We start from the raw sequence: 24,715 nt of genomic DNA, 5'->3' as shown, positions 1-24,715 counted from the left end.
CATGCTGTTGGAAATCGCTCTCTGGCTCAGCCAGGACATTCGTGGCTTCAACGTCTTCGGCTACATCACGCTGAGGACGGTGCTGGCCGCGCTGACCGCGCTGGCGATCTCGCTGATCGCCGGCCCCGGCGTCATCCGCTGGCTGGCGGCCAAGAAGATCGGCCAGGCGGTGCGCGACGACGGCCCCAAGTCGCACCTGACCAAGGCCGGCACGCCGACCATGGGCGGCGCGCTGATCCTGATCTCGATCGGCATCACCGTGCTGCTGTGGGGCGATCTGAAGAACGGCTACGTGTGGGTGACGCTGCTCGTCACCCTCGGTTTCGGTGCCGTCGGCTGGGTGGATGACTGGCGCAAGGTCGTGCACCGCGATCCCAAGGGGCTGGCGAGCCGCTGGAAGTATCTGTGGACTTCGGCGATCGCGCTGGCGGCGGCGATCTACCTCGGCCTCAGCGCCGACACGCCGGCGCAGACCGAGCTGATCGTGCCCTTCTTCAAGGCCGTGGCCTATCCGCTGGGCATCTTCGGCTTCATCGCGCTGACCTATTTCGTCATCAACGGCACCAGCCACGCGGTCAACCTGACCGACGGTCTCGACGGCCTGGCGATCATGCCGACGGTGATGGTGGCCGGCGCGCTCGCCATCTTCGCCTACGTCGCCGGCCACGCCGGCTTCTCGAACTACCTCGGCGTGCCCTACATCGCCGGCGCCGGCGAGCTGGCGGTGTTCTGCGGTGCGATCTGCGGCGCCGGGCTCGGTTTTCTGTGGTTCAACGCCTACCCGGCGGAAGTGTTCATGGGCGACGTCGGTGCGCTGGCGCTGGGCGCGGCGCTGGGCACCATCGCCGTCATCGTGCGCCAGGAAATCGTGCTCTTCATCATGGGTGGGCTGTTCGTCGCCGAGACCCTGTCGGTGATGGTGCAGGTGCTGTACTTCAAGGCCAGCGGCGGCAAGCGCATCTTCCGCATGGCGCCGCTGCACCACCATTACGAGCTGGGCGGCTGGAAGGAAACGCAGGTGGTGGTCCGCTTCTGGATCATCACCATCATGCTGGTGCTGTTCGGGTTGTCGACGCTGAAACTGAGATGAGCGAGCTGACGGGCAAACACGTTCTGGTGCTCGGGCTCGGCGAATCGGGCCTGGCGATGGCGCGCTGGTGCGCACTGCGCGGCGCGCGCCTGCGCGTCGCCGACAGCCGCGCCGTGCCGCCCGGCCTCGAGGCGCTGCGCGAGGACGCGCCGCTGGCCGAAATCGTCAGCGGCAGCTTCGGCGCCGACGTGCTCGATGGCATCGATCTCGTCGCCCTCAGCCCCGGGCTCGATCCGCGCACCGGCATCGCCGCCGAAGCCTACCGCCGCGGCCTGCCCGTCACCGGCGAGATGAGCCTGCTGGCGCAGGCGCTGGCCGAACTCGGCGTGCGCGAGCGTTGCCGCATCCTCGCCATCACCGGCACCAACGGCAAGACCACCACCACCGCGCTGACCGCCGCGCTGGCGCAGTCGGTCGGCATCGACGCGGTCGCCGCCGGCAACATCAGCCCGGCCGCGCTCGACGTGTTGATGGAGCGCCTGGAACTGGGCATCGAGCTGCCGGCCTGCTGGGTGCTGGAGCTGTCCAGTTTCCAGCTCGAGACCCTGGACGGCCTGGATGCCGAGGCGGCGACGGTGCTGAACGTCAGCGACGACCACCTCGACCGCTATGCCGACGTCGAGGCCTATGCCGCGACCAAGGCCGCGGTCTTCCGGGGGCAGGGCGTGCAGGTGATCAACCGCCAGGATGCGCGCGTCGAGGCGATGGCACTGCCGGGCCGCCGGGTGATCCGCTTCGGTGTTGACGCTCCGGGCGCCGTCGCGTCGGGCGCCGCTGCGCACTGCGCCGAGGCCGATTACGGCATCGCCCGCCACGACGGCGCCGATTGGCTGGTGCGCGGCAGCCAGCCGCTGCTCGCGCTGGCCGAACTGCCGCTGGCCGGACGCCACAACGCCGCCAACGCGCTGGCCGCGCTGGCGCTGTGCGAAGCCGGGCTGGGCATCGAGCCTGCGCAACTGATTGCCGGCCTGCGCGCCTTCCGTGGCCTGCCGCACCGCGTCGAACTGGTTGCCGAGCGCGCCGACGGCGTGCGCTTCTACGACGACTCCAAAGGCACCAACGTCGGCGCGACGGTCGCCGCGCTGGACGGCTTCGACCGTCCGGTGGTGCTGATCGCCGGCGGCGACGGCAAGGGCCAGGATTTCTCGCCGCTCGCGCCTGCGGTTGCCGGTGGGGCGCGCGCGGTGGTGCTGATCGGCCGCGATGCGGCGCGCATCGAAGCTGCGCTGGCCGGCGCCGGCGTGCCGCTGGAGCATGCGGCCGATCTGGATGCCGCGGTCGGCCGCGCCGCCGAACTGGCGCAGCAAGGGGATGCGGTGCTGCTGTCTCCCGCCTGCGCCAGCTTCGACATGTTCCGCGGTTATGCCCATCGCGCCGAAGTGTTCATTGCCGCGGTGCGGCGCCTGCCGGAGGTCGATGCGCGATGAAGCTCGGTTCCAGCCTGACGAACATGTTCGCCACCGTCTCGGGCAAGTCCGCGGCACCGAGGGTGGGCGATCGCTTCGCGCGCGGCGGCAGCTTCATGCGCGAACTCGATCCGCTGCTGATCTGGTCGGCCGTCGGCCTGCTGCTGCTCGGACTGGTGATGGTGTATTCGGCTTCGATTGCGATCGCCGAAGGCAGCCGTTTCACCAACTACCAGCCTTATTACTTCGTCGCGCGCCACGCGGTGTTCATGGCCATCGGCGTCGGCTGCGGGCTGCTCGCCTTCCAGCTGCCGATGGCGCGCTGGCAGCAGCTGGCGATGCCCTTGTTCGTCGCCGGCGTGGTGCTGCTGATCGTGGTGCTGATTCCGGGCGTGGGGCGCGAAGTCAATGGCGCGCAGCGCTGGCTGTCGCTCGGGCCGGTCAACCTGCAGCCGTCGGAGCTGATGAAGATCTTCGCCGCGCTGTATGCCGCCGACTACACGGTGCGCAAGCTCGACGCCATGAGCAGCTTCAAGCGCGGCTTCCTGCCGATGATGGCGGTGATCCTGTTCGTCGGCTTCCTGCTGCTGCGCGAGCCGGACTTCGGCGCCTTCGTCGTCATCACCACGATCGCCTTCGGCGTGCTCTTCCTCGGCGGCGTCAATGGCCGGGTGTTCGCGCTGCTGGCGATCGCCGCGGTGATCGGTTTCGTCACCCTGATCCTGATTTCGCCCTATCGCCTGGAGCGTGTGCTCGGCTTCATGGACCCGTGGAAGGATGCCTTCGGCAAGGGCTACCAGCTGTCGCACGCGCTGATCGCCTTCGGCCGCGGCGAATGGTTCGGCGTCGGCCTGGGGGCGAGCGTGGAGAAACTGTTCTACCTGCCCGAGGCGCATACCGATTTCCTGCTCGCGGTCATCGCCGAGGAGCTCGGCTTCGTCGGCATCATCGCCGTCATCGCCATGTTCGCGCTGCTGGTGCAGCGCGCCTTCGTGATCGGCCGCGAGGCGATCCGGCTCGAACGCTACTTCGCCGGCCTGGTGGCGCAGGGCATCGGCCTGTGGATCGGCGTGCAGTCCTTCATCAACATGGGCGTCAACATGGGCCTGCTGCCGACCAAGGGCCTGACCCTGCCGCTGATGAGCTTCGGCGGCTCGAGCATCGTCGCCAACTGCATCGCGCTGGCGATCCTGCTGCGCTGCGATTGGGAAGTGCGGCAGCTGAAGCGCGGGGTCCAGCCATGAAGACGCTGATGGTCATGGCCGGCGGCACCGGCGGCCACATCTTCCCCGGCATCGCGGTGGCCGAAGCCCTGCGCGAGCACGGCTGGCGCATCGTCTGGATGGGCAACCCGGACGGCATGGAAGCCCGCATCGTGCCAGCGCGCGGCTACGACACCGCCTGGGTGCGCTTCGGCGCGCTGCGCGGCAAGGGCCTGGTGCGCAAGCTGATGCTGCCGCTGAACCTGCTGTCCGGCTTCTGGCAGGCGCTGCGCGCGCTGCGCCGCAGCCGGCCCGACGTGGTGCTGGGCATGGGCGGCTACATCACCTTCCCCGGCGGCATGATGGCGGCGCTGCTCGGCCGTCCGCTGGTGCTGCACGAGCAGAACTCGGTGGCGGGGCTGGCCAACCGCGTGCTCGCCGGCGTCGCCGAGCGGGTGCTGACGGGCTTTCCCGAGGTGCTGGAGAAAAGCCGCTGGATCGGCAATCCGGTGCGTGCCGAGATCGCCGCCGTGGCGCCGCCGGGCGAGCGTTTCGCCGGCCGCGAAGGGCCGCTGAAGCTGCTTGTCGTCGGCGGCAGCCTCGGCGCGGCGGCGCTCAACGATGCGGTGCCGGCGGCACTCGCCCGCCTGCCGGCCGAGGGCCGGCCGCAGGTGCTGCACCAGGCGGGCGAGAAGCAGATCGAGGCTCTGCGTACCGCCTATGCGCGCGCGCAGGTGGAGGGCGAGCTGCGTCCCTTCATCGACGACATGGCGAGCGCCTACGCGGAGGCCGACCTGGTGATCTGCCGCGCCGGCGCGCTGACGGTGTCCGAACTCGCCGCGGTGGGGGCGGCCAGCCTGCTGGTGCCTTTCCCGCACGCGGTGGACGATCACCAGACCGGCAACGCCCGCTTCCTCGCCGATCGCGGCGCGGCCTATCTGCTGCCGCAAACCGAACTCAATGCCGAACGGCTGGCCGGCATCCTCGCCAGCATCGACCGCCCGCGCCTGCTGCAGATGGCGGAGAACGCCCGTGCCCTGGCCCGGCCGCAGGCGGCTGCCGAAGTGGCGCGCGTCTGCGAGGAACTGGCCGGCGGAGACAGGAAATGAAGCACAAGCTCAGGAACATCGATTTCGTCGGAGTGCTGGCTCACAACGCCAAGGCCTTGTTCGGGGCGCCGCTCGATCGCCATGAGGGCAATGACCGTGAAGCATAAGGTCAGGAACATCCACTTCGTCGGCATCGGCGGCTCCGGCATGAGCGGCATCGCCGAAGTGCTGGTGAACCAGGGTTATGCGGTGAGCGGCTCCGATCTCGGCGACAACGCCGCGACGCGCCGGCTGCAGAAGATGGGCGCCCGTGTGATGCGCGGCCATTCGGCCGACAACGTCGCCGGCGCCGACGTGCTGGTGGCGTCCACCGCGGTCAAGGCGGACAACCCGGAAGTGGTGGCGGCGCGCGAACGCAACATCCCGATCGTGCCGCGCGCGCTGATGCTGGCCGAGCTGATGCGCTTCAAGCAGGGCATCGCCATCGCCGGCACCCACGGCAAGACCACCACCACCTCGCTGGTGGCGAGCATCCTCGCCGAAGGCGGCATCGATCCGACCTTCGTCATCGGCGGCCGGCTCAACGCCGCCGGCGCCAACGCGCGCCTCGGCAAGGGCGAATACCTGGTGGCCGAGGCCGACGAGTCCGATGCCTCCTTCCTGCTGCTGAGCCCGATGGTCGCGGTCGTCACCAACATCGACGCCGACCACATGGACACCTACGGCCACGATTTCGGCCGGGTCAAGCAGGCTTTCGTCGATTTCCTGCAGCGGCTGCCGTTCTACGGCGTCGCCGTGCTGTGCGAGGACGACGCCAACGTGCGCGAGATCATGCCCCAGGTGTCGAAGCAGATCGTGCGCTACGGCCTGTCGCCGAGCGCCAACATCCGCGCCGAGAACGTGCGTGCCGACGGCGGCCGGATGCTGTTCGACTGCGTACGGGTCAATGGCACGACCACGCGCCTGCCGATCGCGCTGAACCTGCCCGGCATGCACAACGTGCTCAATGCGCTGGCGGCGATCGCGGTGGCGACCGAAGTACAGGTGCCGGACGAGGCCATCGTCAAGGCGCTGGCGGATTTCAGCGGCGTCGGCCGCCGCTTCCAGCGCTACGGCGAAGTGCAACTGGTCGATCTGGACGGCGACGAGGCCGGCAGCTTCACGCTGGTGGACGACTACGGCCATCACCCGGTGGAAATGGCGGCGACGATCGCCGCGGCACGCGGCGCTTTCCCGGACCGGCGCCTGGTGCTGGCCTTCCAGCCCCATCGCTACACCCGCACGCGCGACTGCTTCGAGGACTTCGTCAAGGTGCTGTCCTCGGTCGACGGCCTGCTGCTGGCCGAAGTCTATGCCGCCGGCGAGGCGCCGATCGTCGCCGCCGACGGGCGCTCGCTGGCGCGTGCGATACGCGTCGCCGGCAGCGTCGAGCCGGTGTTCGTCGAGGACATCGCCGACATGCCGAAGATGATTCTGTCCACCGCGCGCGATGGCGACGTGGTGATCACCATGGGCGCGGGCAGCATCGGCGCGGTGCCGGGCAAGCTCGCATCGATCGAGGACGTGACGTGAAGGCGCGGTTCGGCAAGGTGGCGGTGTTGTTCGGCGGAACGTCGGCCGAGCGCGAGGTGTCGTTGATGTCCGGCCGGGCGGTGCTGGCCGCGCTGCAGGGCGCCGGCGTGGATGCGCATGCCTTCGATCCGGCCGAGCGCGACCTGCACGCGCTGAAGGACGAAGGCTTCGAGCGCGCCTTCATCGCCCTGCACGGCCGCGGCGGCGAGGACGGCACGGTACAGGGGGCGCTGGAGCTGATGGGCATTCCCTACACCGGCAGCGGCGTGATGGCTTCGGCGCTGTCGATGGACAAGTGGCGCACCAAGATGGTGTGGCTGGCCTGCGGCCTGCCGACGCCGCGCTACGCGATTCTGGACGCCGGCACCGACTGGGATGCGGTGGTGGCCGAACTCGGCCTGCCGATCTACGTCAAGCCGGTGCATGAAGGCTCGAGCATGGGCGCGACCAAGGTCGTCGCCGCGGAGCAGTTGCAGGCGGCCTGGGAACTGGCGGCGCGCTACGACAGCCTGGTGATCGCCGAGGAGTTCATCGAGGGCCAGGAGCTGACCGCGCCCTTCCTCGAAGACCAGGCGCTGCCGCTGGTGCGCATCGTCGCGCCGGACGGCAACTACGACTATCAGCACAAGTATTTCACCGACGACACCCGCTACGACTGCCCCTGCGGCCTGCCGGCCGGGCAGGAGGCCGAACTGCGGGCACTGGTGATGAAGTCCGCGCGCGTGCTCGGCTGCCGCGGCTGGGGCCGCGGCGACCTGATCCTGACTGCCGAAGGCAAGCCCTACCTGCTGGAAATGAACACTTCGCCCGGCATGACCAGCCATTCGCTGGTGCCGATGTCGGCGCGCGTGGCCGGGCTGGAGTTCGATGCCCTGTGCCTGAAGATTCTCGAAGGAGCCCGCCTTGGCTGAAGTCGGTGCCCGGCCCGCGGCCGTTCGTCCTGCTGCCATCCGTTCCGCCCGACCGGCGGCGCGGGCGGCCGCGGCGCGCGACGGCAAGGGGCTGTGGCACAGGCCGGCGCTGCTGAACCTGATCTCCGACCTGCTGACCCTGCTGGGGGCGGTCGGCCTGGGCTGGGCGCTGGTGATCTGGTTCGTGTCGCGGCCGCTGTTTCCGATCGGCGAGGTCGTGGTGCTGACGCCGCCGACGCAGGTCACCGAGGAGCAACTGGAATACGCCGCGCGTACCGCGATCGACGGCAACTTCTTCACCGTCGATCTGGAGGCGGTGAAGGGGACTTTCGAGAAGCTTCCCTGGGTGCGCAAGGCCGAAGTGCGCCGGCGCTGGCCCGATGCGCTCGAACTGCGCATCGAGGAGCATCAAGCGGTGGCCTACTGGACGGTGTCCGACAGCGGCGATGCGCGGCTGGTGAATGCACAGGGCGAAGTCTTCGTTGCCGCCAGCGACGCCGACATGCCGCATTTCGACGGCCCACAGGGCACGTCGGGCTGGCTGCTGGCACGTTACGGCGAATTTTCCGAACTGCTGCAGCCGATGGGCGTGCAACTGGTCGGACTGGTGCTGTCGGCGCGTCAAGCCTGGCAGCTCAAGCTCGACAACGGCCTGGTGATCATGCTCGGCCGCGAGCAGGAAAGGTCTCTACTCGCCGACCGGCTCAAGCGCTTCATCGCGGTGTGGCCGCGGGTGCGCGAGCAGGTCGACATCGACATCAAGGTAGCGGATCTGCGCTACCCGAGCGGATTTGCGCTGACGCCGGCCGACGGTACGGTGCTGCTGCAGGCCGCGCCGCAAAGTGGCAGAAAGGGCAGGTAATGAGCAAGGAATACAAGGAACTGATCGTCGGACTCGACATCGGCACGACCAAGGTGACCTGCATGGTCGCCGAGGTGCGGCCCGACGGCCGGCTCAACGTCGTCGGTCTGGGCACCCAGCCCACCAACGGCCTCAAGCGCGGCGTGGTGGTCAATATCGAAGCCACGGTGGATGCGATCTCGCGCGTGCTGCAGGAGGTCGAGCTGATGGCCGAATGCAAGATCCACGACGTCTATACCGGCATCGCCGGCAGCCACATCAAGAGCTTCAACTCCAGCGGCACGGTGGCGATCAAGGAGAAGGAAGTCACGCCGACCGACGTCGATCGGGTGATCGAGGTCGCGCGGGCGATGCCGATTCCGGCCGAGCAGCAGATCCTGCACATCCTGACCCAGGAATTCATCATCGACGGCCAGGGCGGCGTGCGCGAGCCGATCGGTATGAGCGGCGTGCGCCTGGAAGTGAAGGTGCACATCGTCACCGGCGCGGTGTCGGCGGCGCAGAACGTGATCAAGTGCGTGCGCCGCTGCGGCCTGGAAGTCATGGACCTGAGCCTGCAGCCGCTTGCTTCCAGCTATGCGGTGCTGACCGAGGACGAGAAGGAACTCGGGGTGTGCATGGTGGACATCGGCGGCGGCACGACCGACATCGCGGTGTTCACCCAGGGCGCGATCCGGCACACCGCGGTGATTCCGGTGGCGGGCGATCAGATCACCAACGACATCGCCATGGCGCTGCGCACGCCGACCGCCGAGGCCGAGGAAATCAAGATCCGCCACGGCGTGGCGATGCACCAGATGGCCGACCCGGAAGAAATGATCGAAGTGCCCGGGGTGGGCGACCGGCCGCCGCGCAAGCTGTCGCGCCAGGCGCTGGCCGACGTCATCGAGCCGCGCGTGTCCGAGCTGTTCGAACTGGTCCAGGCCGAGCTGCGCCGCAGCGGCTACGAGGAATTGCTGTCGTCCGGCATCGTGCTGACCGGCGGTTCGGCGGTGATGCGCGGCATGGCCGAGCTGGGCGAGGACGTGTTCCACATGCCGGTGCGCGTGGGCGCGCCGCAGTACGACGGCGGCCTGGCGGACGTGGTCTGCCAGCCGCGCTACTCCACCGCGATGGGCCTGGTCATGGAAGGCGCGGCGCAGCGCCGGCGGGGTTTCCAGGCGCGCGACACGCGCAGCGTGAAACAGTTCTTCGGCCGCATGAAGTCATGGTTCGAACGCAATTTCTGAACGGATGCGAAAAGTCCAGGAATTTTGTCATGGTGTCATTTTGTATTAAGGCCGATTTGGCAGCCCGTATTTAGTATTACACTTTCCGGAATTTACTAGATGCAGGCGGATCGGTATTCGTTGTTGAGCAGGGCCGTTAATTCAGGAGGCGAGGCAAATGTTTGAAATCGTTGAGAAGGAACCGTCCGGTACGGTCATCAAGGTGATCGGTGTCGGTGGCGCCGGTGGCAATGCCGTCGACCACATGATCCGTGAAGGGGTGAAGGGGGTGCATTTCATCACCGCCAACACCGACGCGCAGGCGCTGAACCGCTGCCTGGCGTCGCACAAGGTCCAGCTCGGCAGCACCGGCCTCGGCGCCGGCTCCAAGCCGGAAGCCGGACGCGCCGCGGCGCAGGAGTCGCGCGAGGAGATCGCCGCCGCGCTGGAAGGTGCGCACATGGTGTTCATCACCGGCGGCATGGGCGGCGGCACCGGCACCGGCGCTGCGCCGGTGGTGGCCGAGATCGCCAAGGAGATGGGCATCCTGACCGTCGCCGTGGTGACCAAGCCCTTCGACTTCGAGAACCGCATCCGCGTCGCCGAAAGCGGCGTCGAGGAGCTGACCCGCCACGTCGATTCGCTGATCGTCGTGCTCAACGACAAGCTGCTCGACGTCTATGGCGACGATGCCGGCTTCGAGGAGTGCTTCCGTTCGGCCGACAACGTGCTGCGCTCGGCGGTCGGCGGCATTGCCGAGATCATCAACGTGCCCGGCCTGGTCAACGTCGACTTCCAGGACGTGCGCACCGCGATGGCCGAAATGGGCCGCGCGATGATGGGGTCGGCCGAAGCCGCCGGCATGGACCGCGCCCGCATCGCCGCCGAACAGGCCGCGGTGTCGCCGCTGCTCGAAGGCACCGAGCTGTCGGGCGCGCGCTGCGTGCTGATCAACATCACCGCCAGCAAGTCGCTGAAGATGTCCGAAGTGCGCGACGCGGTGAAGACCGTGCAGGCCTTCGCCGCGCCGGAAGCCTTCGTCAAGTACGGCACGGTGTTCGAAGAGAGCATGGAAGACCGCATCCGCATCACCGTCGTCGCCACCGGCCTCGGCGCGCCGCGCTCGGCCCGCCAGCCGATCATGGAAGTGGTGAAGGGCACCGGTACCTACGGCCCGGCGATGGGCGGCAGCGGCGCGGTCGACATGAACAGCCTCGACGTGCCGGCGGTGATGCGCACCGGCCGCCGCACCACGGTCGAAGCGATGAGCACCAGCGGCGTCGGCACCTACGACATCCCGGCTTTCCTGCGCCGCCAGGCCGACTGAGCGCCGTCTGTGCCGGTGCCGGGCGCTGCTCTGCTGCGTCCGGCGTCCGACGGGCATCTGCCGCGAACCGCCGCCTCCGGTTCGCGGCAGATGCCCGTTTCGTCTTGGGGCGGCAGGTGGTCGCATGCCTGTTCCCCGTTTCCGCAGCCCATCCCGCGAGCGGGGGAGAGGCGCTGAACGGCGGCAGGTATGTCCATGCAACAGCTTTGCTGCATTGCACCCATAGTCCGTACCGTCGGCGGGTGCGTGCTAAACTGCTGGCCGATATAAGGAATTTAACAATGATCAGGCAGCGCACCCTCAAATCCATCGTCAAGGCCACCGGCGTCGGTCTGCACGGCGGGCGCAAGGTGACGCTGGTGCTGCGTCCGGCGGCACCGGACACCGGCATCGTCTTCCACCGCGTCGACCTCGAACCGCCGCTGACCCTGCCGGCCGATCCCTATGCCGTCTGCGACACGCGGATGTGCTCGGGCCTGGAAAAGAACGGCGAGAAGGTCGGCACCGTCGAGCACCTGATGTCGGCGCTGGCCGGCCTCGGCATCGACAACCTGCACGTCGACGTCGATGCGCCCGAGATTCCCATCCTCGACGGCAGCTCCGCGCCCTTCGTGTTCCTGCTGCAGTCGGCGGGCATCGAGGAGCAGAAGGCGCCGAAGAAGTTCCTGCGGGTGAAGAAACCGGTCGAATACCGCGAAGGCGACAAGTGGGTGCGCCTGGACCCCTACGATGGCTTCAGCCTCGAATTCTCCATCGTCTTCGATCATCCCGCGATCGACCGCACGGCGACTTCGGTCAAGGTCGATTTCGCCACCCATTCCTACATCCGCGACGTCGCCCGCGCGCGCACCTTCGGCTTCATGCAGGACGTCGAGTTCATGCAGTCCAACGGCCTCGCGCTCGGCGGCAGCCTCGACAACGCGATCGTGATGGACGAGTACCGCGTGCTCAACGCCGAGGGCCTGCGCTACGCCGACGAGTTCGTCAAGCACAAGGTGCTCGATGCCATCGGCGACCTCTACCTGTGTGGCCATCCGCTGCTGGCCTCCTATGCGGCACACAAGGCCGGCCACGCCCTGAACAACCAGATCCTGCGCGTGCTGCTCGAAGACCGCGAAGCCTGGGAGATCGTCAGCTTCGAGCAGCCCAAGGCCACGCCGCCGGCCGTCGTCCACCAGTTCGGCGACGTCCTGCCGGCCCAGGCCTGATGCCGGCCACGATCACGGAGCAGCGCCGATGCTGATCATGCGTCTGCTGCTGTTGCTGGCGGTGCTCGCCATCGGCGGCTCGGTGATCCTGTGGCTGCTCACCGGCAATCCGCGCTACAAGCTGTGGGCGTGGAAGGCTTTCCGCATCGTCGTCGTGCTGCTGTTGGCCGTGCTGGCGCTGTTCGCCATCGAGCGCGTGCTGGTGCCGATGATCTGAACGGCCTGGGCCGCCTGTTTTCGCACCCGCCACTTTTCCCGCTGCTACTCGCGCCCGCGCCTGACCAGGCGCTCGAGAGATTCGCGCAAGGGTGAATCCGGCGGCAGCGAGGCGGCGAATTCCGACAGGCCGGCCTTGGCGTCGGCCGATATGTGACGCTCCGTCGCCGGCGGACGCCAGGTCCGCTGCTCGGGCGTCCCGACCTTGACCCTGATCGTGCCCAGCGCGTGGCCGGCACGCAGGAAGTGCTCCTGCAGGCTGGGCAGCATCTGCTTGAGCCGTACCGCGGTGGCGCCGTTGCGCGTGGTGATGACCAGCACGTCGTCCTTCAGGTTGGCGACGTGGCACTGTTCGGCCAGTTGCAGGGGCAGCGCGGCGTCCAGCGTGCCCTGCAGCCGCCGCAGGCGGGCGGCGTGGTCCTGCAGGCGGGCGAGGGATTCGACACTGCCGAGAAAACGATGAAGGGGGCGGCTCATGGGGCGTGGGAAAGAGGAATGCGGGAGGTCGTGCCGTGGTGCGCAGTGGGGCGCCCTGTGCGGCATGATAAACTCGCGCCTTTGCCGAATCGACGTCCACCTCCAACATGATCTCCGGCCTGCTCAAGAAAATCTTCGGTAGTCGCAACGACCGCCTCGTCCGCCAGTATTCCCAGACCGTGCGCAAGATCAACGCGCTCGAGCCGGAAATCTCCGCGTTGTCCGATGAAGAACTGCGCGGCAAGACCGCCGAGTTCAAGCAGCGCGTGGCGAACGGCGAGGCGCTCGACATGCTGCTGCCCGAGGCTTTCGCGGTAGTGCGGGAGGCCGGCAAGCGCGTGCATGGCATGCGCCACTTCGACGTCCAGCTGGTCGGCGGCATGGTGCTGCACAACGGCAAGATCGCCGAAATGCGCACCGGCGAGGGCAAGACCCTGGTCGCCACGCTGCCCGCCTACCTGAACGCGCTGTCCGGCAAGGGCGTGCATGTGATCACGGTGAACGATTACCTCGCCAGCCGCGACGCCGAGTGGATGGGACGGATCTACGGCTTCCTCGGCCTGAGCACGGGCTGCAACCTTTCGCGCATGTCGCACGCCGAGAAGCAGGCGGCCTACGCGGCCGACATCACCTACGGCACCAACAACGAGTTCGGCTTCGACTACCTGCGCGACAACATGGTCTATGCGGCCAGCGAGCGCGTGCAGCGCACGCTGAACTTCGCCATCGTCGACGAGGTGGACTCCATCCTGATCGACGAGGCGCGCACGCCGCTGATCATCTCCGGCCAGGCCGAGGACCACACCGAGCTCTACCTGAAGATGAACCAGGTCGCGCCGCTGCTGAAAAGGCAGGAAGGCGAAGGCGACAACATCACCGAGCCGGGCGACTACACGGTCGACCTGAAGTCGCACCAGGTGCTGCTGACCGAGGACGGCCACGAGAACGCCGAGCAGATCCTGATGCGCATGGGCCTGCTGGCCGAAGGCACCAGCCTCTACGATCCGGGCAACATCCTGCTGGTGCATCACCTGTACGCGTCGCTGCGCGCGCATGCGCTGTACCACAAGGACCAGCACTACGTGGTGCAGAACGGCGAAGTGGTCATCGTCGACGAATTCACCGGCCGCCTGATGGCCGGCCGGCGCTGGTCCGACGGCCTGCACCAGGCGGTCGAGGCCAAGGAAGGCGTGCGCATCCAGGCCGAGAACCAGACCCTGGCCTCGATCACCTTCCAGAACTACTTCCGCATGTACGGCAAGCTGGCCGGCATGACCGGTACCGCCGATACCGAAGCCTTCGAGTTCCACTCGATCTACGGCCTCGAAACGGTGGTGATCCCGACCAACAAGCCCACCCAGCGCAGGGACGAGAACGACAAGGTCTATCGCACCGCGAAGGAGAAATGGGACGCGGTGATCGAGGACATCCGCGACTGCGTGCAGCGCGGCCAGCCGGTGCTGGTGGGCACGACCTCGATCGAGACCAACGAATTCCTCTCCGGCCTGCTGAAGAAGGCCAAGATCGAGCACCAACTGCTCAACGCCAAGCAGCACGACAGCGAAGCGCAGATCGTCGCCCAGGCGGGCCGCCCGGGGGTGGTGACGATCGCCACCAACATGGCCGGCCGCGGTACCGACATCGTGCTCGGCGGCAACATCGAGCGCCCCGTCGCCGCGGTCCGCGACGACGACGGGCTGCCGGCCGAGGAAAAGGAAGCGAAGATCGTCGCGATGCGCGAGGACTGGGCCAAGGTGCACGAGCAGGTGATCGCCGCCGGCGGCCTGCACATCATCGGCACCGAGCGCCACGAGTCGCGCCGCATCGACAACCAGCTGCGCGGCCGTTCGGGCCGCCAGGGCGACCCGGGTTCCAGCCGCTTCTACCTGTCGCTGGAAGACCCGCTGATGAAGATCTTCGCCGGTGAGCGCCTGAACGCGATCATGGTGCGGCTGAAGATGCCCGAAGGCGAGGCGATCGAGCACGGCATGGTCACCCGCTCGCTCGAATCGGCGCAGCGCAAGGTCGAGCAGCGCAACTTCGACATCCGCAAGCAACTGCTGGAATACGACGACGTCGCCAACGACCAGCGCAAGGTCATCTACCAGCAGCGCAACGAGCTGCTCGAGACCGAGGACATCTCCGACACCGTCAAGGCGATGCGCCAGGGCGTGCTGGGCGACGTCTTCCGCCGCTACGTACCGCAGGACAGCGTCGAGGAGCAATGGGACATCCCCGCCCTGGAGATGGCGCTGGCTTCCGAGCTGGCGCTGAAGCTGCCGGTGGGCGAGTGGATCAAGGCCGAGCCGAGCCTGGACGACGAGCAGATGCTCGAACGCATCGTCGCCGCGGGCGAGGAGGCCTACGCCGCCAAGACCTCGCTGGTGGATATCTCGGCCTGGCATCAGTTCGAACGCAACGTGATGCTGCAGAGCCTGGATACTCATTGGCGCGAGCACCTCGCCGCGCTCGACCACCTGCGCCAGGGCATCCACCTGCGCGGCTATGCGCAGAAGAACCCCAAGCAGGAATACAAGCGCGAGGCCTTCGAGCTGTTCGAGACCCTGCTCGATGCGATCCGCGCCGACGTCACCAAGATCCTGATGACGGTCCAGGTGCGCACCGAAGCCCAGCTCGACGAGGCCGAAAAGCCGCCTGCAGTGGAGAACGTGCAGTACCACCACGCCGACCAGGACGAAGTGCTGGCTGCCGCCAATGCCGCGCAGGCGGCGAAGGCGCAGCCTGCACAGGCCGGGCCGCGTGTCGGCCGCAACGATCCCTGCCCCTGCGGCTCGGGCAAGAAGTACAAGCATTGTCACGGCCAGTTGAACTGAGCACGGGTCGAGCGCAAGCCCTGCCATTCATGGCGGGGTCGGCGAGCCAAGCGTCCGTGGAGCCGAAGGCGCCACAAGCCCGCGACGAGGAAGCCCCGGTTTTCGGGCTGGGGTGACTCACATGCACGCGACTGCAAGTGCGGCGGGCATGGTGTTCCCCGCCCGTCGTCCTTGATGTCGAGGCGGCTGCAGGGGCTTTGTGTCGGATTCTTTTACGTTTTCGCCGCCGCCGGCTTCAATGCAAAGAAAAACAAATATGAGAATCAGCGGCTTGTATGATCTGGCCTGCTGATTGCTTGACGCTCTCCATCACGATATTCCATAACTGAATTGCAAGATGGCATGAGACGGATCCGGCTTCAGGTTCGTCGGACGGCTGTGGGCGCAAGGCCCGGGCCTGCCGTCTTGTCGCCCTATGCCCGCCCCATGCATGAGGGCGGGACGTGATGCCTTACCCGGCGAATTCGGTGCGATGGCGTCATGAGCTGTGCGGGGCGGGCGAGTGTGTGTCACGGCCGTGAATCTCGATTCGGGAGAGACAGATGGCGGAGCATGCTGTTCGATCTGGCGCGATGGAAGGGCGGGCATGTCCGACAGGGCGTGCGTAAAGGCCTCGAGGCGGGCGATCGTGCTCGACCGTACTGGCTATGCCATCGCCGAACTCGAAGCGCTTCACCTGTCCGGCTGGATCTTCCAGCGCGTGGCGACGATGGATGCCGCACGCAAGGCCCTGAGCTGCGATCCGCCACCGATCGGCCTCGTGGCTTTCGATTCCGAGCGGCCCTGGTCCCTCGGTGAGCTGGAGAGCGTGCTCCGGCGCCCCGACATCGAATGGATCGCGCTGCTCGGCCCGGACCTGCTGAACAGCGACCGGCTGGGGCCGGAGCTGCTGCGCAGTTTCCATGATTTCCACTCCCGGCCCCTGGACAGGGAGCGGCTGTCGTGCACGCTGGGCCATGCCCATGGCAAGGTCGAGCTGTGCCGGCATGCCTTGGCACCCCGCCGCGAGTGCGGCGCATACGGCATGACCGGGACGAGCTCCGGAATGCGCCAGCTGTATCGCCAGATCGACAAGATCCTGACGGTCGATGCACCGGTATTGATCGGCGGCGAATCCGGCACCGGCAAGGAGCTGGTTGCGCATGCCATTCATCAGTATTCGGTGCGCGCACGGGGGCCCTTCATCGCCATGAACTGCGGGGCGATCGCGCCCAGCCTGATCCAGTCCGAACTGTTCGGCCACGAGCGGGGTGCGTTCACCGGTGCCGCCCAGCGCAAGATCGGCAACATCGAGGCGGCCAACGGCGGGATTCTGTTTCTCGACGAGATCGGCGATCTGCCGCTGGAAATGCAGGCGAATCTGCTGCGTTTCCTGCAGGAGAAATGCATCACCCGGGTCGGCTCGACCGAGCGGGTGAAAGTCGATGTCCGGGTCATCGCGGCGACGCATGTCGACCTGGTGCGCGCGGTCACCCAAGGCCGTTTCCGCGAGGATCTGTACTATCGCCTCAATGTCCTGCATCTCGGGCTGCCCGCCTTGCGCGAACGGCGCGAGGACATTCCCCTGCTTGCCGAGTGCATCTTCGCCGAGCACCGGGAGCAGGCGGCTCCCCAGGTGCGCGGCTTCAGCAGCGCGGCGCTCCAGGCCATGATGCGCTACGACTGGCCCGGCAACGTCAGGGAGCTGGTCAACCGGGTTCAGCGCGCGATGATCATGACCGAGAGCCGCCTGATCGGTGCGGCCGACCTCGGGCTGTCGTCGGAACCGGAGCAGGGCATGCCGACGTTGGACGAAATCCGCACCAGGGTCGAGCGCGAACTGATCGAAACCAGCCTGAAGACGCACGGCAACAACGTTTCGGAGACGGCTCGCCGTCTGGGTATTTCCCGGGTCACCTTGTACCGCATGATCGACCGTCTGAAGATCGTCCTCTAGCCGGCCCGTGGGCGGAGGTCTCGACGCAGTAGTTTTACTGGGAGCAACTGCGATGAAGAAGACACAGTCGTACCGAAGCAGATTTGCCCGTCCACTTCTCGGCGTGTTCGTCGCCGTGCTGGGGCAGCCGGTGCTTGCCGAGGATGCGGAAGAGGACGTCGGCAGCATCGCCGAGCGCTTCGAAGCCCAGCTCCAGCAGATCGAGACCCTGAAGCGCGAGCTGGCCAGGCAGGAGGCGGCACTCAAGGCCCTGCGCCGGGAAGTCGATCTGCGGCAGCGAGGTCGAGGGCAGGAGGGGGCACCTGCCCGGGCGGCGCCGATTGCCGTCGCCCAGGCCGATGCAGCGCCGGTGGAGCCTGTCGGACAAGCGCCGGAGGCGCCCGAGCGGCCGCCGGAGGTCGCGCCCATCTTCGAGCAGCCCGGAGTGCTGACACCGCCCGGAAAATGGATCGTCGAGCCCTCGCTGCAGTACTCGTACTCGTCCAGCGACAGGATCGCCCTGGTCGGCTACACGATCATTCCGGCGATCCTGATCGGCTTGATCGACGTGCGCAACGTCAAATCGAACTCCTTCACGGCGACGCTTTCGGTGCGCCGGGGCATCACCAACCGTTTCGAGCTCGAGGCGCGTATTCCATATGTTTACCGCTACGACAATACGCGCGGGCGGGAGATCCTGGATCCCGAACGGGTGCGCGAGTTCTATTCCGACCAGAAAGGGCGGGGGATCGGCGACGTCGAACTGATCGGCCGCTACCAGCTCAACGACGGCGGCAGCGATTCGCCGTATTACATCGCGTCGCTGCGCTTCAAGGCCCGCACCGGCAAGGATCCCTTCGAGGTGCCGACCAGCCTGACGGTCGACCCGTCCGACCCGAATACCGGCGCGAGGACGGGCATGCAACGCGATCTGCCGACCGGTTCCGGCTTCTACTCGCTGACACCCGGGCTGACCGTGCTCATTCCGTCCGACCCGGCCGTGTTCTTCGGCGGGATCAGCTACCAGTACAGTTTCAAGCGCAAGAACGTGACGCCGAACCTGGTCGGCGATGTCGATCCGGCCGATTATGCCTACTCCTCGATCAAGCCCGGCGGCGTGCTCGGCTTCAACTTCGGCATGGGGCTGGCGCTGAACGAACGTTCGTCGTTCAGCATCGGCTACGACCATCTGTCGGTCGGCAAGACCGACGCCAGGTATGCCGACGGCCAGCGCGCCGAAGGCGTGCGCGTCCAGCTCGGCACGCTGCTGCTGGGGTATTCCTACAAGCTCGATTCGATGCGGACCGTCAACCTGTCGCTCGGCGTCGGCGTCACACGCGACACGCCCGACGTGCAGATGACGCTGCGCATGCCTTTCTCGCTGTAGGCCGCAAGCGGAACGGGCCGGCTCATCGGGCATGAGCCGGCCCGTGCGCCGGCAGGGCAGGCCTCGTCCGGTCGGCCTGGAACGGCGAAATCAGCGCATCTGCGCCGCGCGCGTCACGGCTTCCTGCATCGCCTGCTCCATGCGCACGCCCTGCATGACTTCCAGGCTATTGACCGTTGCACTGATCGTCGTGATGGTCTGCAGTTTCTGGTTGTCGAGCGAATTCTGGACGATCGTGGCCAGCGAGTTGGCCGGCAGAAGGTGTGAAATGTTGTTCGGCCCGCTCTGTATCAGTGCCAGAGCGCTGCCGGGCGACAAGGGGATGCCGGCGGCGGGCTGGCCGCCGGCCGGATTCGGGCCGTCCAGGCGCAGGCTCGTGGTGCTGTGCAGGACGCCGTTGATCAGCACGACGCGTTCGATGCCGAAACGCATCTGCAGGCCGCCGGGGGTTTCGAAGCCGCCGCGCAGGGTATCGAGGCGGGCGTCGGCGATCGTCGCCGCGGCCAGCAGATGATCCAGCCGGTCCTGCCGCGCCGCGGACCCCGTTGTGGCGAAATCCGCTCCGCTGGCGGGCAGGCTCGCCGCGTACGCGCACAGGCCGGCAGCGATCATGGCCAGCAGGGGCGTTCGTGTGTGGTGGAGGGGCCGGCTGGGCATGGTGTGTGCTCCGTCGCTCAGAAATCCACCATGCTGGGCCGGGTCAGGCTGTGCCGCACGATGTTGTCCTGATGGGAGCGCACCGGAGCGTGCGGCCGGACGCTCCAGTCGTCTGCGTGGTTGAAGCGCGCCAACTCCATGTGACTGGTCACGACCAGCAGGATGCCGTTGGTCCAGTGGCGCTCGAAGTCGGTGCGTGCGACCACGCGCGTACCCATCGCCGGGTCGCCGAGCAGGACGTCGCCGTCGCGCACGCCCTTGATGACGACGAAGTGGGCGTAGCCGTTTTCGTTGATCAGGGCAATCGCGGGAATGCCCACGCCGGCGAGCTCGTCCAGGCTCGCCTCGACGCCGTTGGTCTCGAAGCCGCGGCTGTCGAGATAGCGCTTCATGTCCAGCATCGAGAAGCCGTCGTGGCGGATCTTCTCCTGGTCGCCGTGCTCGAACATGATCTGGAAGACGGACGATTCATCGACCTCCCAGTCGTAGTGATGCGTCAGCAGCGTGGCAACGGCCGCCGAGCCGCAACTGAAATCGTATTGCTGGCGAAGCGTCGCGAGAAAGCGGCTGCCCTTCATGCTCACGGTGGGGACCGAAAGCGTCCCGCCCAGCGGCGCCGTCATCTGCAGGCGTTCGGCATGGCCCGAGGTGCTGCCGAGCAGAACCACCAGCACGGCGCAGGGCACGAGCACATTGCGCAGCGAGCCGGTGAACATGGCGGAGCCTCACTGCACCTGGACGTTGAGGATCACGGCGTTCTGGATCAGTACGCCGTTGCCGGAGTTCTGGATCACCATCGGCAATCCGGCCGCGCCCGCGAGTGCATTGTCGGAGACGATGTTGTGGCCGGTGACGAGGTCGTACGCCTGGACTTCGCTGACCGAACCGGCAGCATGGATTTCACTCAGATGCAGGTCGCTGCCGCCGCGCTGGGTTTCCAGCACTTCGGCATCGATGATGCGTCCGAAGCCGGATACGGGCGTGACGAGGCCTGCTGCGGCTCGCCGGCGTGTGCATTGCTGGACTCCGTGCAGGAAAACACCAGTGCGACGCTCAGCGCAACCATCATTTGGAAAGCGGATTGCATGATGCTGCCCCTCCATGAAGTGTGCAGCAGGGATTGGCGGCGATGCCGCCGCCAATCCCTCTCTCGCTTACCGGAGCGTCATGTTCGCCTGCACATTGACGCTCTGCTGCACCAGCGCACCGATGCCCGTGTTCTGGGCTGCGACGGTGATGCCCGCAGAGTTGGCGAGGGCGCTGCCCGCGATGGTGTTGGACATGTCGAAAGTCCCGGCATTGACCGCCACGGAGCCGCCCGCGCCGCCGGCGCCGCCGCTGCCGCCCATGCCCGAGCCGCCGGTGCCCGCACCGGCATAGGCCGCACCACCGGCACCGCCGGCACCGCCCTGGCCACCCTGGCCGGAGCCGCCTGCACCGCCCGCGCCGGCCGTGGCCGCGCCGCCGCTCGAATCGCCGCTCGACGCGGTGCTGGTGGAGTCGCCGGCACTGCCGCTACCCGCAGTCGCCGTGCCGCCGGCTGCCGTACCGCCGGCGCCGCCGCTGGCCGAACCGGCGCTCGCCGCGCCGCTGGTCGCCGTGCCGCCATTGCCGCCGTAGCCGGCGGTGTTGGTGGCCGAACCGGCCTGGCCGCCATTGGCCGCGCTGTTGCCGGCCGCTGCGCTGGCACCGCCGGACGTACCCGCGCCGCCCGTGCCGCTGCCTTCGCCGCCGGCCACCGAGACGGCTCCGGTCATGCCGCCAGACGAAGTGGCACTTCCGCCCGAACCGCCTGCTCCACCCGCGGCGCTGGCGCTGTTCGAGGCATTGGCCGCATCGTGGCCGCGGCCATTCGCCGCAGCTGTGGCCGAACCGGCCTTGGCGAAGCTGCCGGCGCCATCGGCGCTGCCTCCGCTCGCGCCGCTGCCGCCTGCCGAGCTGCCGCCCCTGGCACTGCCGCCGGCGCCGAAGGCTTCGCCGCCGCTGGCGCTGTCGTACGCCTTGGCGCTGCCGCCGTTCGACTGTGCGTCGCCGCCGCCGCCCGCCAGCGCGCCCCGGGCGCCGCCGCCGTCACCGCCGTTTGCACCACGGGCGCCGCCGCTTCCGGCATCGCCGCCGACGCCCTTGCCGCCGCCGCCGGCGATGGCCGCGCCGTTGCCGGCGTCGCCGCCGCTACCCCTGCCGCCGGCGGATACGGAGCCGGCATCGCCGCCGATGGACCCGCCGCCATAGGCATTGCCGCCGCTGGCGCCGCTGCCGCCGTTGCCACCGAAGGCCTTGCCGCCGTCGCCGCCGGCCGCGCCCCTGGCATTGCCGCCGAGGCCTGCGCCGCCGTCGCCGCCATAAGCCTTGCCGCCACTGCCGCCATTGGCGCTGCCGAAGTTGCCGGCGCTATTGCCGAGGCCATGCACGCTGATCCGGGTCACCGCGCCATCGAGCTTGGACAGCGCCACGACCGAGGTCTTGTTGAAGGAGTCGGCCAGATTCGACGTCGCATTGCCGATGCCCGCCGCGGCCGAGCCGGCTGCGTTGGCCATCGCCTTGGCGGCAGTGTCGCTTCTGTTGATGTTGGTGCTCCTGCTGCTGCTCTTCGAGATGGAGGTCGTGCTGTTGTCGGACTTGTCGATCGAGGTGTTCCTGACCCGGTTGTCCGACTGGTCCCTGCTGTCCGAATTGCTGATCGAGACGTTCTTGACCCGGTTGTCGGAGTTGTTGCTGTTGTCCGAATTGTTGCTGTTGTCGGTCGACCATGTGGCACTCGAGTACTCGTTGGCGAGTGCGCCGCTGCCGCCGCTCTGGTTCGAATGTGCTTCGGCGTTCTGCTGCACGTCGCCGTCGTGTTGCGCCAGGTTGTTGGTGGGGTTCGCCATGGCTGGCGAGGAAAGACCGAATGCGAGAGCGATCGCACTTGCGAGCAGACTGTGTTTCATGGCGTCCTCCACTGGTTGTCGGCAGGGCCCGTGCATGATGCAGAACCCCTGCAGAGTGGTGTCAGCAAACGCTGTGCCAGGCATGCCAAAGTGGCTGGATGCGAGATGTACGGAGTTGTTTCGGCGAACGGGCGGTGCAGGCGGGAGGCCTGCGGGAGGGGCCGATTGTCCATTTTCTGTACAGCGGTGCCGGACGGTGCCGCATGGTCCGACCGCCGGAACGCGGGTCGTGGCGCGGCTTGCGGCCTTGAAAGGGGCGAAAGGGCCGGAGTCCGTTGCTGTAACGCTGGCGATACACGCCAGGGATATCGTCCTGGGCCTGCGTGCCAGGCTGCGACAGCGTCGATGAAGGGCTGATCCGCTATCATTCGACCTTATTTCGCGTCGGGCACCTCTGCCCGGCAAGCCTGCAAGGAGCCTCGCGTGGCCGTCAATCTGAATACTCCGAATCCCGTCGATCTGCTGCCGGTTGCCGGCGTCCGTCTGGGTGTTGCCGAAGCCGGCATCCGCAAGGCCGCCCGCCGCGACCTGACCGTGATCGAACTCGCCGAAGGCAGCCGCGCGGCGGGCGTGTTCACCCGCAACCGCTTCTGCGCGGCCCCGGTGCAGGTGTGCCATGAACATCTGCCATCCGGGGCGATCCGGGCGATGGTGATCAACACCGGCAACGCCAATGCCGGTACCGGCGAGCCCGGCCTGGCCGCGGCGCGCAGTACCTGCGCGGCGCTGGCGAAGGAAATGGACATCGCTGCCGGGCAGGTGCTGCCGTTCTCGACCGGCGTGATCCTGGAACCGCTGCCGGTCGACCGGCTGATCGCCGCCCTGCCGCGCGCGCTCGCCGATCTGCGGACCGACGGCTGGTTCGATGCCGCGCACGCGATCATGACCACCGACACGCTGGCCAAGGCGGTGTCGAAGCAGGTGCAGGTCGGCGGCAGCACCGTGACGCTGACCGGCATCAGCAAGGGCGCCGGCATGATCCGGCCGAACATGGCGACGATGCTCGGCTTCCTCGCCTGCGATGCCGCCGTCGCGCAGCCGGTGCTCGATGCGCTGGTCCGGGAAGCGGCCGATCTGTCCTTCAACAGCATCACGGTCGACGGCGACACCTCGACCAACGATTCCTTCATCCTGATCGCCACCGGCCGGGCCGGCAACGCCGAAATCACCGCCGCCGGCGGCGCCGACTACCAGGCGCTGCGCGATGCGGTGGTCGAGGTGTCGATCGCGCTGGCGCAGGCCATCGTGCGCGACGGCGAGGGCGCGACCAAGTTCATGACGGTCGCGGTCGAAGGCGGCAGGGATCGCGACGAGTGCCGCAAGGTCGGCTATGCGGTGGCGCATTCGCCGCTGGTGAAGACGGCCTTCTTTGCCTCGATCCCAACCTCGGCCGCATCCTGGCCGCGATCGGCTATGCCGGCATCGACGACCTGGAGGTGTCGAAGCTGCGCGTGTGGCTCGGCAATCCGGACGAAGCCGTGCTGGTCGCCGAGCACGGCGGCCGGGCGGCGTCCTATGTCGAAGAGGCGGGCGCGCGCATCATGGAGCACGCCGAACTGACGGTGCGCATCGACCTCGCCCGCGGCCAGGCTGCCGCGACGGTGTGGACCTGCGACTTCTCGTACGACTACGTCAGGATCAACGCGGATTACCGCTCCTGAGTGGGCGGGGGCCGCGCAGAGCCAGCAAAGCGGAATCCATCGATCGCGCTGGCCTGCCTCGATGAGGCGGGTTTCGCCTGCGGCGCTGTCTTCGCGGCCCGACTCACGCTGCCGGCTGCGGCTCGCAGCGTGAGCCGCGCGACGATTTCCTTGGCGGTCCCGGCAGCACCGGCGTCGACGATGCCGAGGGCATTGGCACCTACTCCCGTGCGATTTCCTGCTCGAAAACGACTGCTGCCTGGCGTGCCACTCGCGCGACATCGAGGCTGAGCGCGAGTCCTGATTCATCCAGCTCGTCGAGCTCGAACCACCTTGCTTCGAGTGCGTCGTCTCCGGCGATCGGCTGGCCCGACCGCCACTTGCACAGCACTGCAATCAGGATGAAGTGCCGGCGCAGCCCGCCGTCGCCATCGCGGTCGAAGACATCGACCGCGGTGAAGACCCGATGCGCTTCGGCGTGAACGCCGGTTTCTTCGAGCAGTTCGCGGACCGCCGCATTCTCGATCGTCTCTCCGGCGTCGATCTTGCCGCCCGGGAAACCCCAGCGTCCGGCATCGGGCGGATTGGCTCGCCGCACCAGGAGTATGCGGCCGTCGAGAAACACCGCGGCGATGGTCGCTGCGATCGGCCGGGGCGGCGGCTCGGCGGGATGTGAAGGGGAGGTTCTTTCCGGCATGGCATGCTCCCGGGATGAGGCCGGCAAACAGGCGGTATTCCAGTGCTCGGCCGGCGTGGAAACGATGGCTCGGGCTTCCGGCCGCAAGGCATCCGATTATGCCGGTTCCGCCCGTGCCTGGCGGCGG

20 protein-coding genes and 1 pseudogene are annotated in these 24,715 nt (G+C 67.7%); 15 read left to right on the top strand and 6 right to left on the bottom strand.

Going from position 1 to position 24,715, the window contains the following annotated elements; all coding sequences use genetic code 11:
• Window position 1 precedes the first annotated feature (1 nt).
• From mraY to AAFL97_RS16430, 11 genes are all read left to right on the top strand, one after another.
• Complete coding sequence (gene mraY, locus AAFL97_RS16480) at window positions 2–1,090, top strand: phospho-N-acetylmuramoyl-pentapeptide-transferase (RefSeq protein WP_341645833.1); 1,089 nt, start codon at window positions 2–4, stop codon at window positions 1,088–1,090.
• Window positions 1,087–2,517 carry a UDP-N-acetylmuramoyl-L-alanine--D-glutamate ligase gene (murD, locus tag AAFL97_RS16475; protein ID WP_341645832.1) on the top strand — a complete coding sequence of 477 codons (1,431 nt, stop codon included), beginning with the start codon at window positions 1,087–1,089 and terminating at the stop codon, window positions 2,515–2,517. Before mraY ends, murD begins: the two co-directional genes overlap by 4 nt.
• Window positions 2,514–3,740, top strand: a complete 1,227-nt coding sequence (ftsW, locus tag AAFL97_RS16470; RefSeq protein WP_341645831.1) for a putative lipid II flippase FtsW — start codon at window positions 2,514–2,516, stop codon at window positions 3,738–3,740. The genes murD and ftsW overlap by 4 nt, the downstream gene beginning before the upstream one ends.
• Window positions 3,737–4,807, top strand: a complete 1,071-nt coding sequence (murG, locus tag AAFL97_RS16465) for an undecaprenyldiphospho-muramoylpentapeptide beta-N-acetylglucosaminyltransferase (protein ID WP_341645830.1) — start codon at window positions 3,737–3,739, stop codon at window positions 4,805–4,807. The genes ftsW and murG overlap by 4 nt, the downstream gene beginning before the upstream one ends.
• A 96-nt stretch (window positions 4,808–4,903) precedes the next feature.
• Window positions 4,904–6,319, top strand: coding sequence for a UDP-N-acetylmuramate--L-alanine ligase (gene murC, locus AAFL97_RS16460; protein WP_341647184.1), 1,416 nt, complete (start codon window positions 4,904–4,906; stop codon window positions 6,317–6,319).
• Window positions 6,316–7,230 (top strand): D-alanine--D-alanine ligase, encoded by a 915-nt coding sequence (locus tag AAFL97_RS16455; protein WP_341645829.1) that lies wholly within the window; start codon window positions 6,316–6,318, stop codon window positions 7,228–7,230. The genes murC and AAFL97_RS16455 overlap by 4 nt, the downstream gene beginning before the upstream one ends.
• A complete protein-coding gene (locus tag AAFL97_RS16450) occupies window positions 7,223–8,092 on the top strand; it encodes a cell division protein FtsQ/DivIB (RefSeq protein WP_341645828.1) in 870 nt (289 codons plus the stop codon). Before AAFL97_RS16455 ends, AAFL97_RS16450 begins: the two co-directional genes overlap by 8 nt.
• Window positions 8,092–9,321 carry a cell division protein FtsA gene (gene ftsA / locus AAFL97_RS16445; RefSeq protein ID WP_068636015.1) on the top strand — a complete coding sequence of 410 codons (1,230 nt, stop codon included), beginning with the start codon at window positions 8,092–8,094 and terminating at the stop codon, window positions 9,319–9,321. The genes AAFL97_RS16450 and ftsA overlap by 1 nt, the downstream gene beginning before the upstream one ends.
• A 157-nt stretch (window positions 9,322–9,478) precedes the next feature.
• Window positions 9,479–10,627: a cell division protein FtsZ gene (ftsZ, locus tag AAFL97_RS16440; protein WP_068636016.1), complete on the top strand. Its 1,149-nt coding sequence runs from the start codon at window positions 9,479–9,481 to the stop codon at window positions 10,625–10,627.
• Window positions 10,628–10,908: 281 nt separating this feature from the next.
• Entirely contained in the window at window positions 10,909–11,835 is a 927-nt protein-coding gene (gene lpxC, locus AAFL97_RS16435) for a UDP-3-O-acyl-N-acetylglucosamine deacetylase (RefSeq protein ID WP_341645827.1), read from the top strand.
• A 28-nt stretch (window positions 11,836–11,863) separates the two neighbouring features.
• Window positions 11,864–12,052 carry a hypothetical protein gene (locus AAFL97_RS16430; protein ID WP_341645826.1) on the top strand — a complete coding sequence of 63 codons (189 nt, stop codon included), beginning with the start codon at window positions 11,864–11,866 and terminating at the stop codon, window positions 12,050–12,052.
• 44 nt (window positions 12,053–12,096) lie between these two features.
• On the opposite strand, the gene AAFL97_RS16425 is transcribed toward AAFL97_RS16430, so the two are convergent.
• Entirely contained in the window at window positions 12,097–12,528 is a 432-nt protein-coding gene (locus AAFL97_RS16425; protein WP_341645825.1) for a DUF721 domain-containing protein, read from the bottom strand.
• A gap of 107 nt (window positions 12,529–12,635) precedes the next feature.
• On the opposite strand from AAFL97_RS16425, the gene secA reads away from it, so the two are divergent.
• From secA to AAFL97_RS16410, 3 genes are all read left to right on the top strand, one after another.
• Entirely contained in the window at window positions 12,636–15,362 is a 2,727-nt protein-coding gene (gene secA, locus AAFL97_RS16420; protein ID WP_341645824.1) for a preprotein translocase subunit SecA, read from the top strand.
• A 586-nt stretch (window positions 15,363–15,948) separates the two neighbouring features.
• Window positions 15,949–17,298, top strand: coding sequence for a sigma-54 dependent transcriptional regulator (locus tag AAFL97_RS16415; RefSeq protein WP_341645823.1), 1,350 nt, complete (start codon window positions 15,949–15,951; stop codon window positions 17,296–17,298).
• Window positions 17,299–17,350: 52 nt separating this feature from the next.
• Window positions 17,351–18,664 carry an acetate kinase gene (locus AAFL97_RS16410; RefSeq protein ID WP_341645822.1) on the top strand — a complete coding sequence of 438 codons (1,314 nt, stop codon included), beginning with the start codon at window positions 17,351–17,353 and terminating at the stop codon, window positions 18,662–18,664.
• A gap of 90 nt (window positions 18,665–18,754) precedes the next feature.
• Here AAFL97_RS16410 and AAFL97_RS16405 read toward each other — a convergent pair whose 3' ends face one another.
• The 4 genes from AAFL97_RS16405 to AAFL97_RS16390 are packed head-to-tail and all read right to left on the bottom strand — an operon-like array spanning window position 18,755 to window position 22,251.
• On the bottom strand, window positions 18,755–19,321 hold the full coding sequence (locus AAFL97_RS16405; RefSeq protein WP_341645821.1) for a hypothetical protein: 567 nt from the start codon (window positions 19,319–19,321) through the stop codon (window positions 18,755–18,757).
• Between the two features lie 17 nt (window positions 19,322–19,338).
• Window positions 19,339–20,037, bottom strand: a complete 699-nt coding sequence (locus AAFL97_RS16400; RefSeq protein ID WP_341645820.1) for a C39 family peptidase — start codon at window positions 20,035–20,037, stop codon at window positions 19,339–19,341.
• Window positions 20,038–20,046: 9 nt separating this feature from the next.
• Window positions 20,047–20,424: a hypothetical protein gene (locus AAFL97_RS16395; RefSeq protein WP_341645819.1), complete on the bottom strand. Its 378-nt coding sequence runs from the start codon at window positions 20,422–20,424 to the stop codon at window positions 20,047–20,049.
• 51 nt (window positions 20,425–20,475) lie between these two features.
• Complete coding sequence (locus AAFL97_RS16390) at window positions 20,476–22,251, bottom strand: hypothetical protein (protein ID WP_341645818.1); 1,776 nt, start codon at window positions 22,249–22,251, stop codon at window positions 20,476–20,478.
• A gap of 423 nt (window positions 22,252–22,674) precedes the next feature.
• On the opposite strand from AAFL97_RS16390, the pseudogene argJ reads away from it, so the two are divergent.
• A pseudogene (gene argJ, locus AAFL97_RS16385) lies at window positions 22,675–23,912 on the top strand (bifunctional glutamate N-acetyltransferase/amino-acid acetyltransferase ArgJ).
• Window positions 23,913–24,111: 199 nt separating this feature from the next.
• Here argJ and AAFL97_RS16380 read toward each other — a convergent pair.
• Window positions 24,112–24,675, bottom strand: coding sequence for an NUDIX hydrolase (locus AAFL97_RS16380; protein ID WP_341645817.1), 564 nt, complete (start codon window positions 24,673–24,675; stop codon window positions 24,112–24,114).
• Window positions 24,676–24,715: the final 40 nt, after the last annotated feature.

Source organism: Thauera sp. SDU_THAU2 (assembly GCF_038260575.1).
Classification (GTDB): domain Bacteria; phylum Pseudomonadota; class Gammaproteobacteria; order Burkholderiales; family Rhodocyclaceae; genus Thauera.
This window is presented reverse-complemented; position numbering and strand designations above follow the sequence as displayed.

What these genes read in the sequence shown, in the direction of transcription:
- mraY (WP_341645833.1), top strand. Translation starts at nt 2, where the DNA reads ATGCTGTTGGAAATCGCTCTCTGGCTCAGCCAGGACATTCGTGGCTTC.
- murD (WP_341645832.1), top strand. Translation starts at nt 1,087, where the DNA reads ATGAGCGAGCTGACGGGCAAACACGTTCTGGTGCTCGGGCTCGGCGAA.
- ftsW (WP_341645831.1), top strand. Translation starts at nt 2,514, where the DNA reads ATGAAGCTCGGTTCCAGCCTGACGAACATGTTCGCCACCGTCTCGGGC.
- murG (WP_341645830.1), top strand. Translation starts at nt 3,737, where the DNA reads ATGAAGACGCTGATGGTCATGGCCGGCGGCACCGGCGGCCACATCTTC.
- ftsA (WP_068636015.1), top strand. Translation starts at nt 8,092, where the DNA reads ATGAGCAAGGAATACAAGGAACTGATCGTCGGACTCGACATCGGCACG.
- ftsZ (WP_068636016.1), top strand. Translation starts at nt 9,479, where the DNA reads ATGTTTGAAATCGTTGAGAAGGAACCGTCCGGTACGGTCATCAAGGTG.
- lpxC (WP_341645827.1), top strand. Translation starts at nt 10,909, where the DNA reads ATGATCAGGCAGCGCACCCTCAAATCCATCGTCAAGGCCACCGGCGTC.
- AAFL97_RS16430 (WP_341645826.1), top strand. Translation starts at nt 11,864, where the DNA reads ATGCTGATCATGCGTCTGCTGCTGTTGCTGGCGGTGCTCGCCATCGGC.
- AAFL97_RS16425 (WP_341645825.1), bottom strand. Translation starts at nt 12,528, where the DNA reads ATGAGCCGCCCCCTTCATCGTTTTCTCGGCAGTGTCGAATCCCTCGCC.
- secA (WP_341645824.1), top strand. Translation starts at nt 12,636, where the DNA reads ATGATCTCCGGCCTGCTCAAGAAAATCTTCGGTAGTCGCAACGACCGC.
- AAFL97_RS16415 (WP_341645823.1), top strand. Translation starts at nt 15,949, where the DNA reads ATGTCCGACAGGGCGTGCGTAAAGGCCTCGAGGCGGGCGATCGTGCTC.
- AAFL97_RS16410 (WP_341645822.1), top strand. Translation starts at nt 17,351, where the DNA reads ATGAAGAAGACACAGTCGTACCGAAGCAGATTTGCCCGTCCACTTCTC.
- AAFL97_RS16405 (WP_341645821.1), bottom strand. Translation starts at nt 19,321, where the DNA reads ATGCCCAGCCGGCCCCTCCACCACACACGAACGCCCCTGCTGGCCATG.
- AAFL97_RS16400 (WP_341645820.1), bottom strand. Translation starts at nt 20,037, where the DNA reads ATGTTCACCGGCTCGCTGCGCAATGTGCTCGTGCCCTGCGCCGTGCTG.
- AAFL97_RS16395 (WP_341645819.1), bottom strand. Translation starts at nt 20,424, where the DNA reads ATGGAGGGGCAGCATCATGCAATCCGCTTTCCAAATGATGGTTGCGCT.
- AAFL97_RS16390 (WP_341645818.1), bottom strand. Translation starts at nt 22,251, where the DNA reads ATGAAACACAGTCTGCTCGCAAGTGCGATCGCTCTCGCATTCGGTCTT.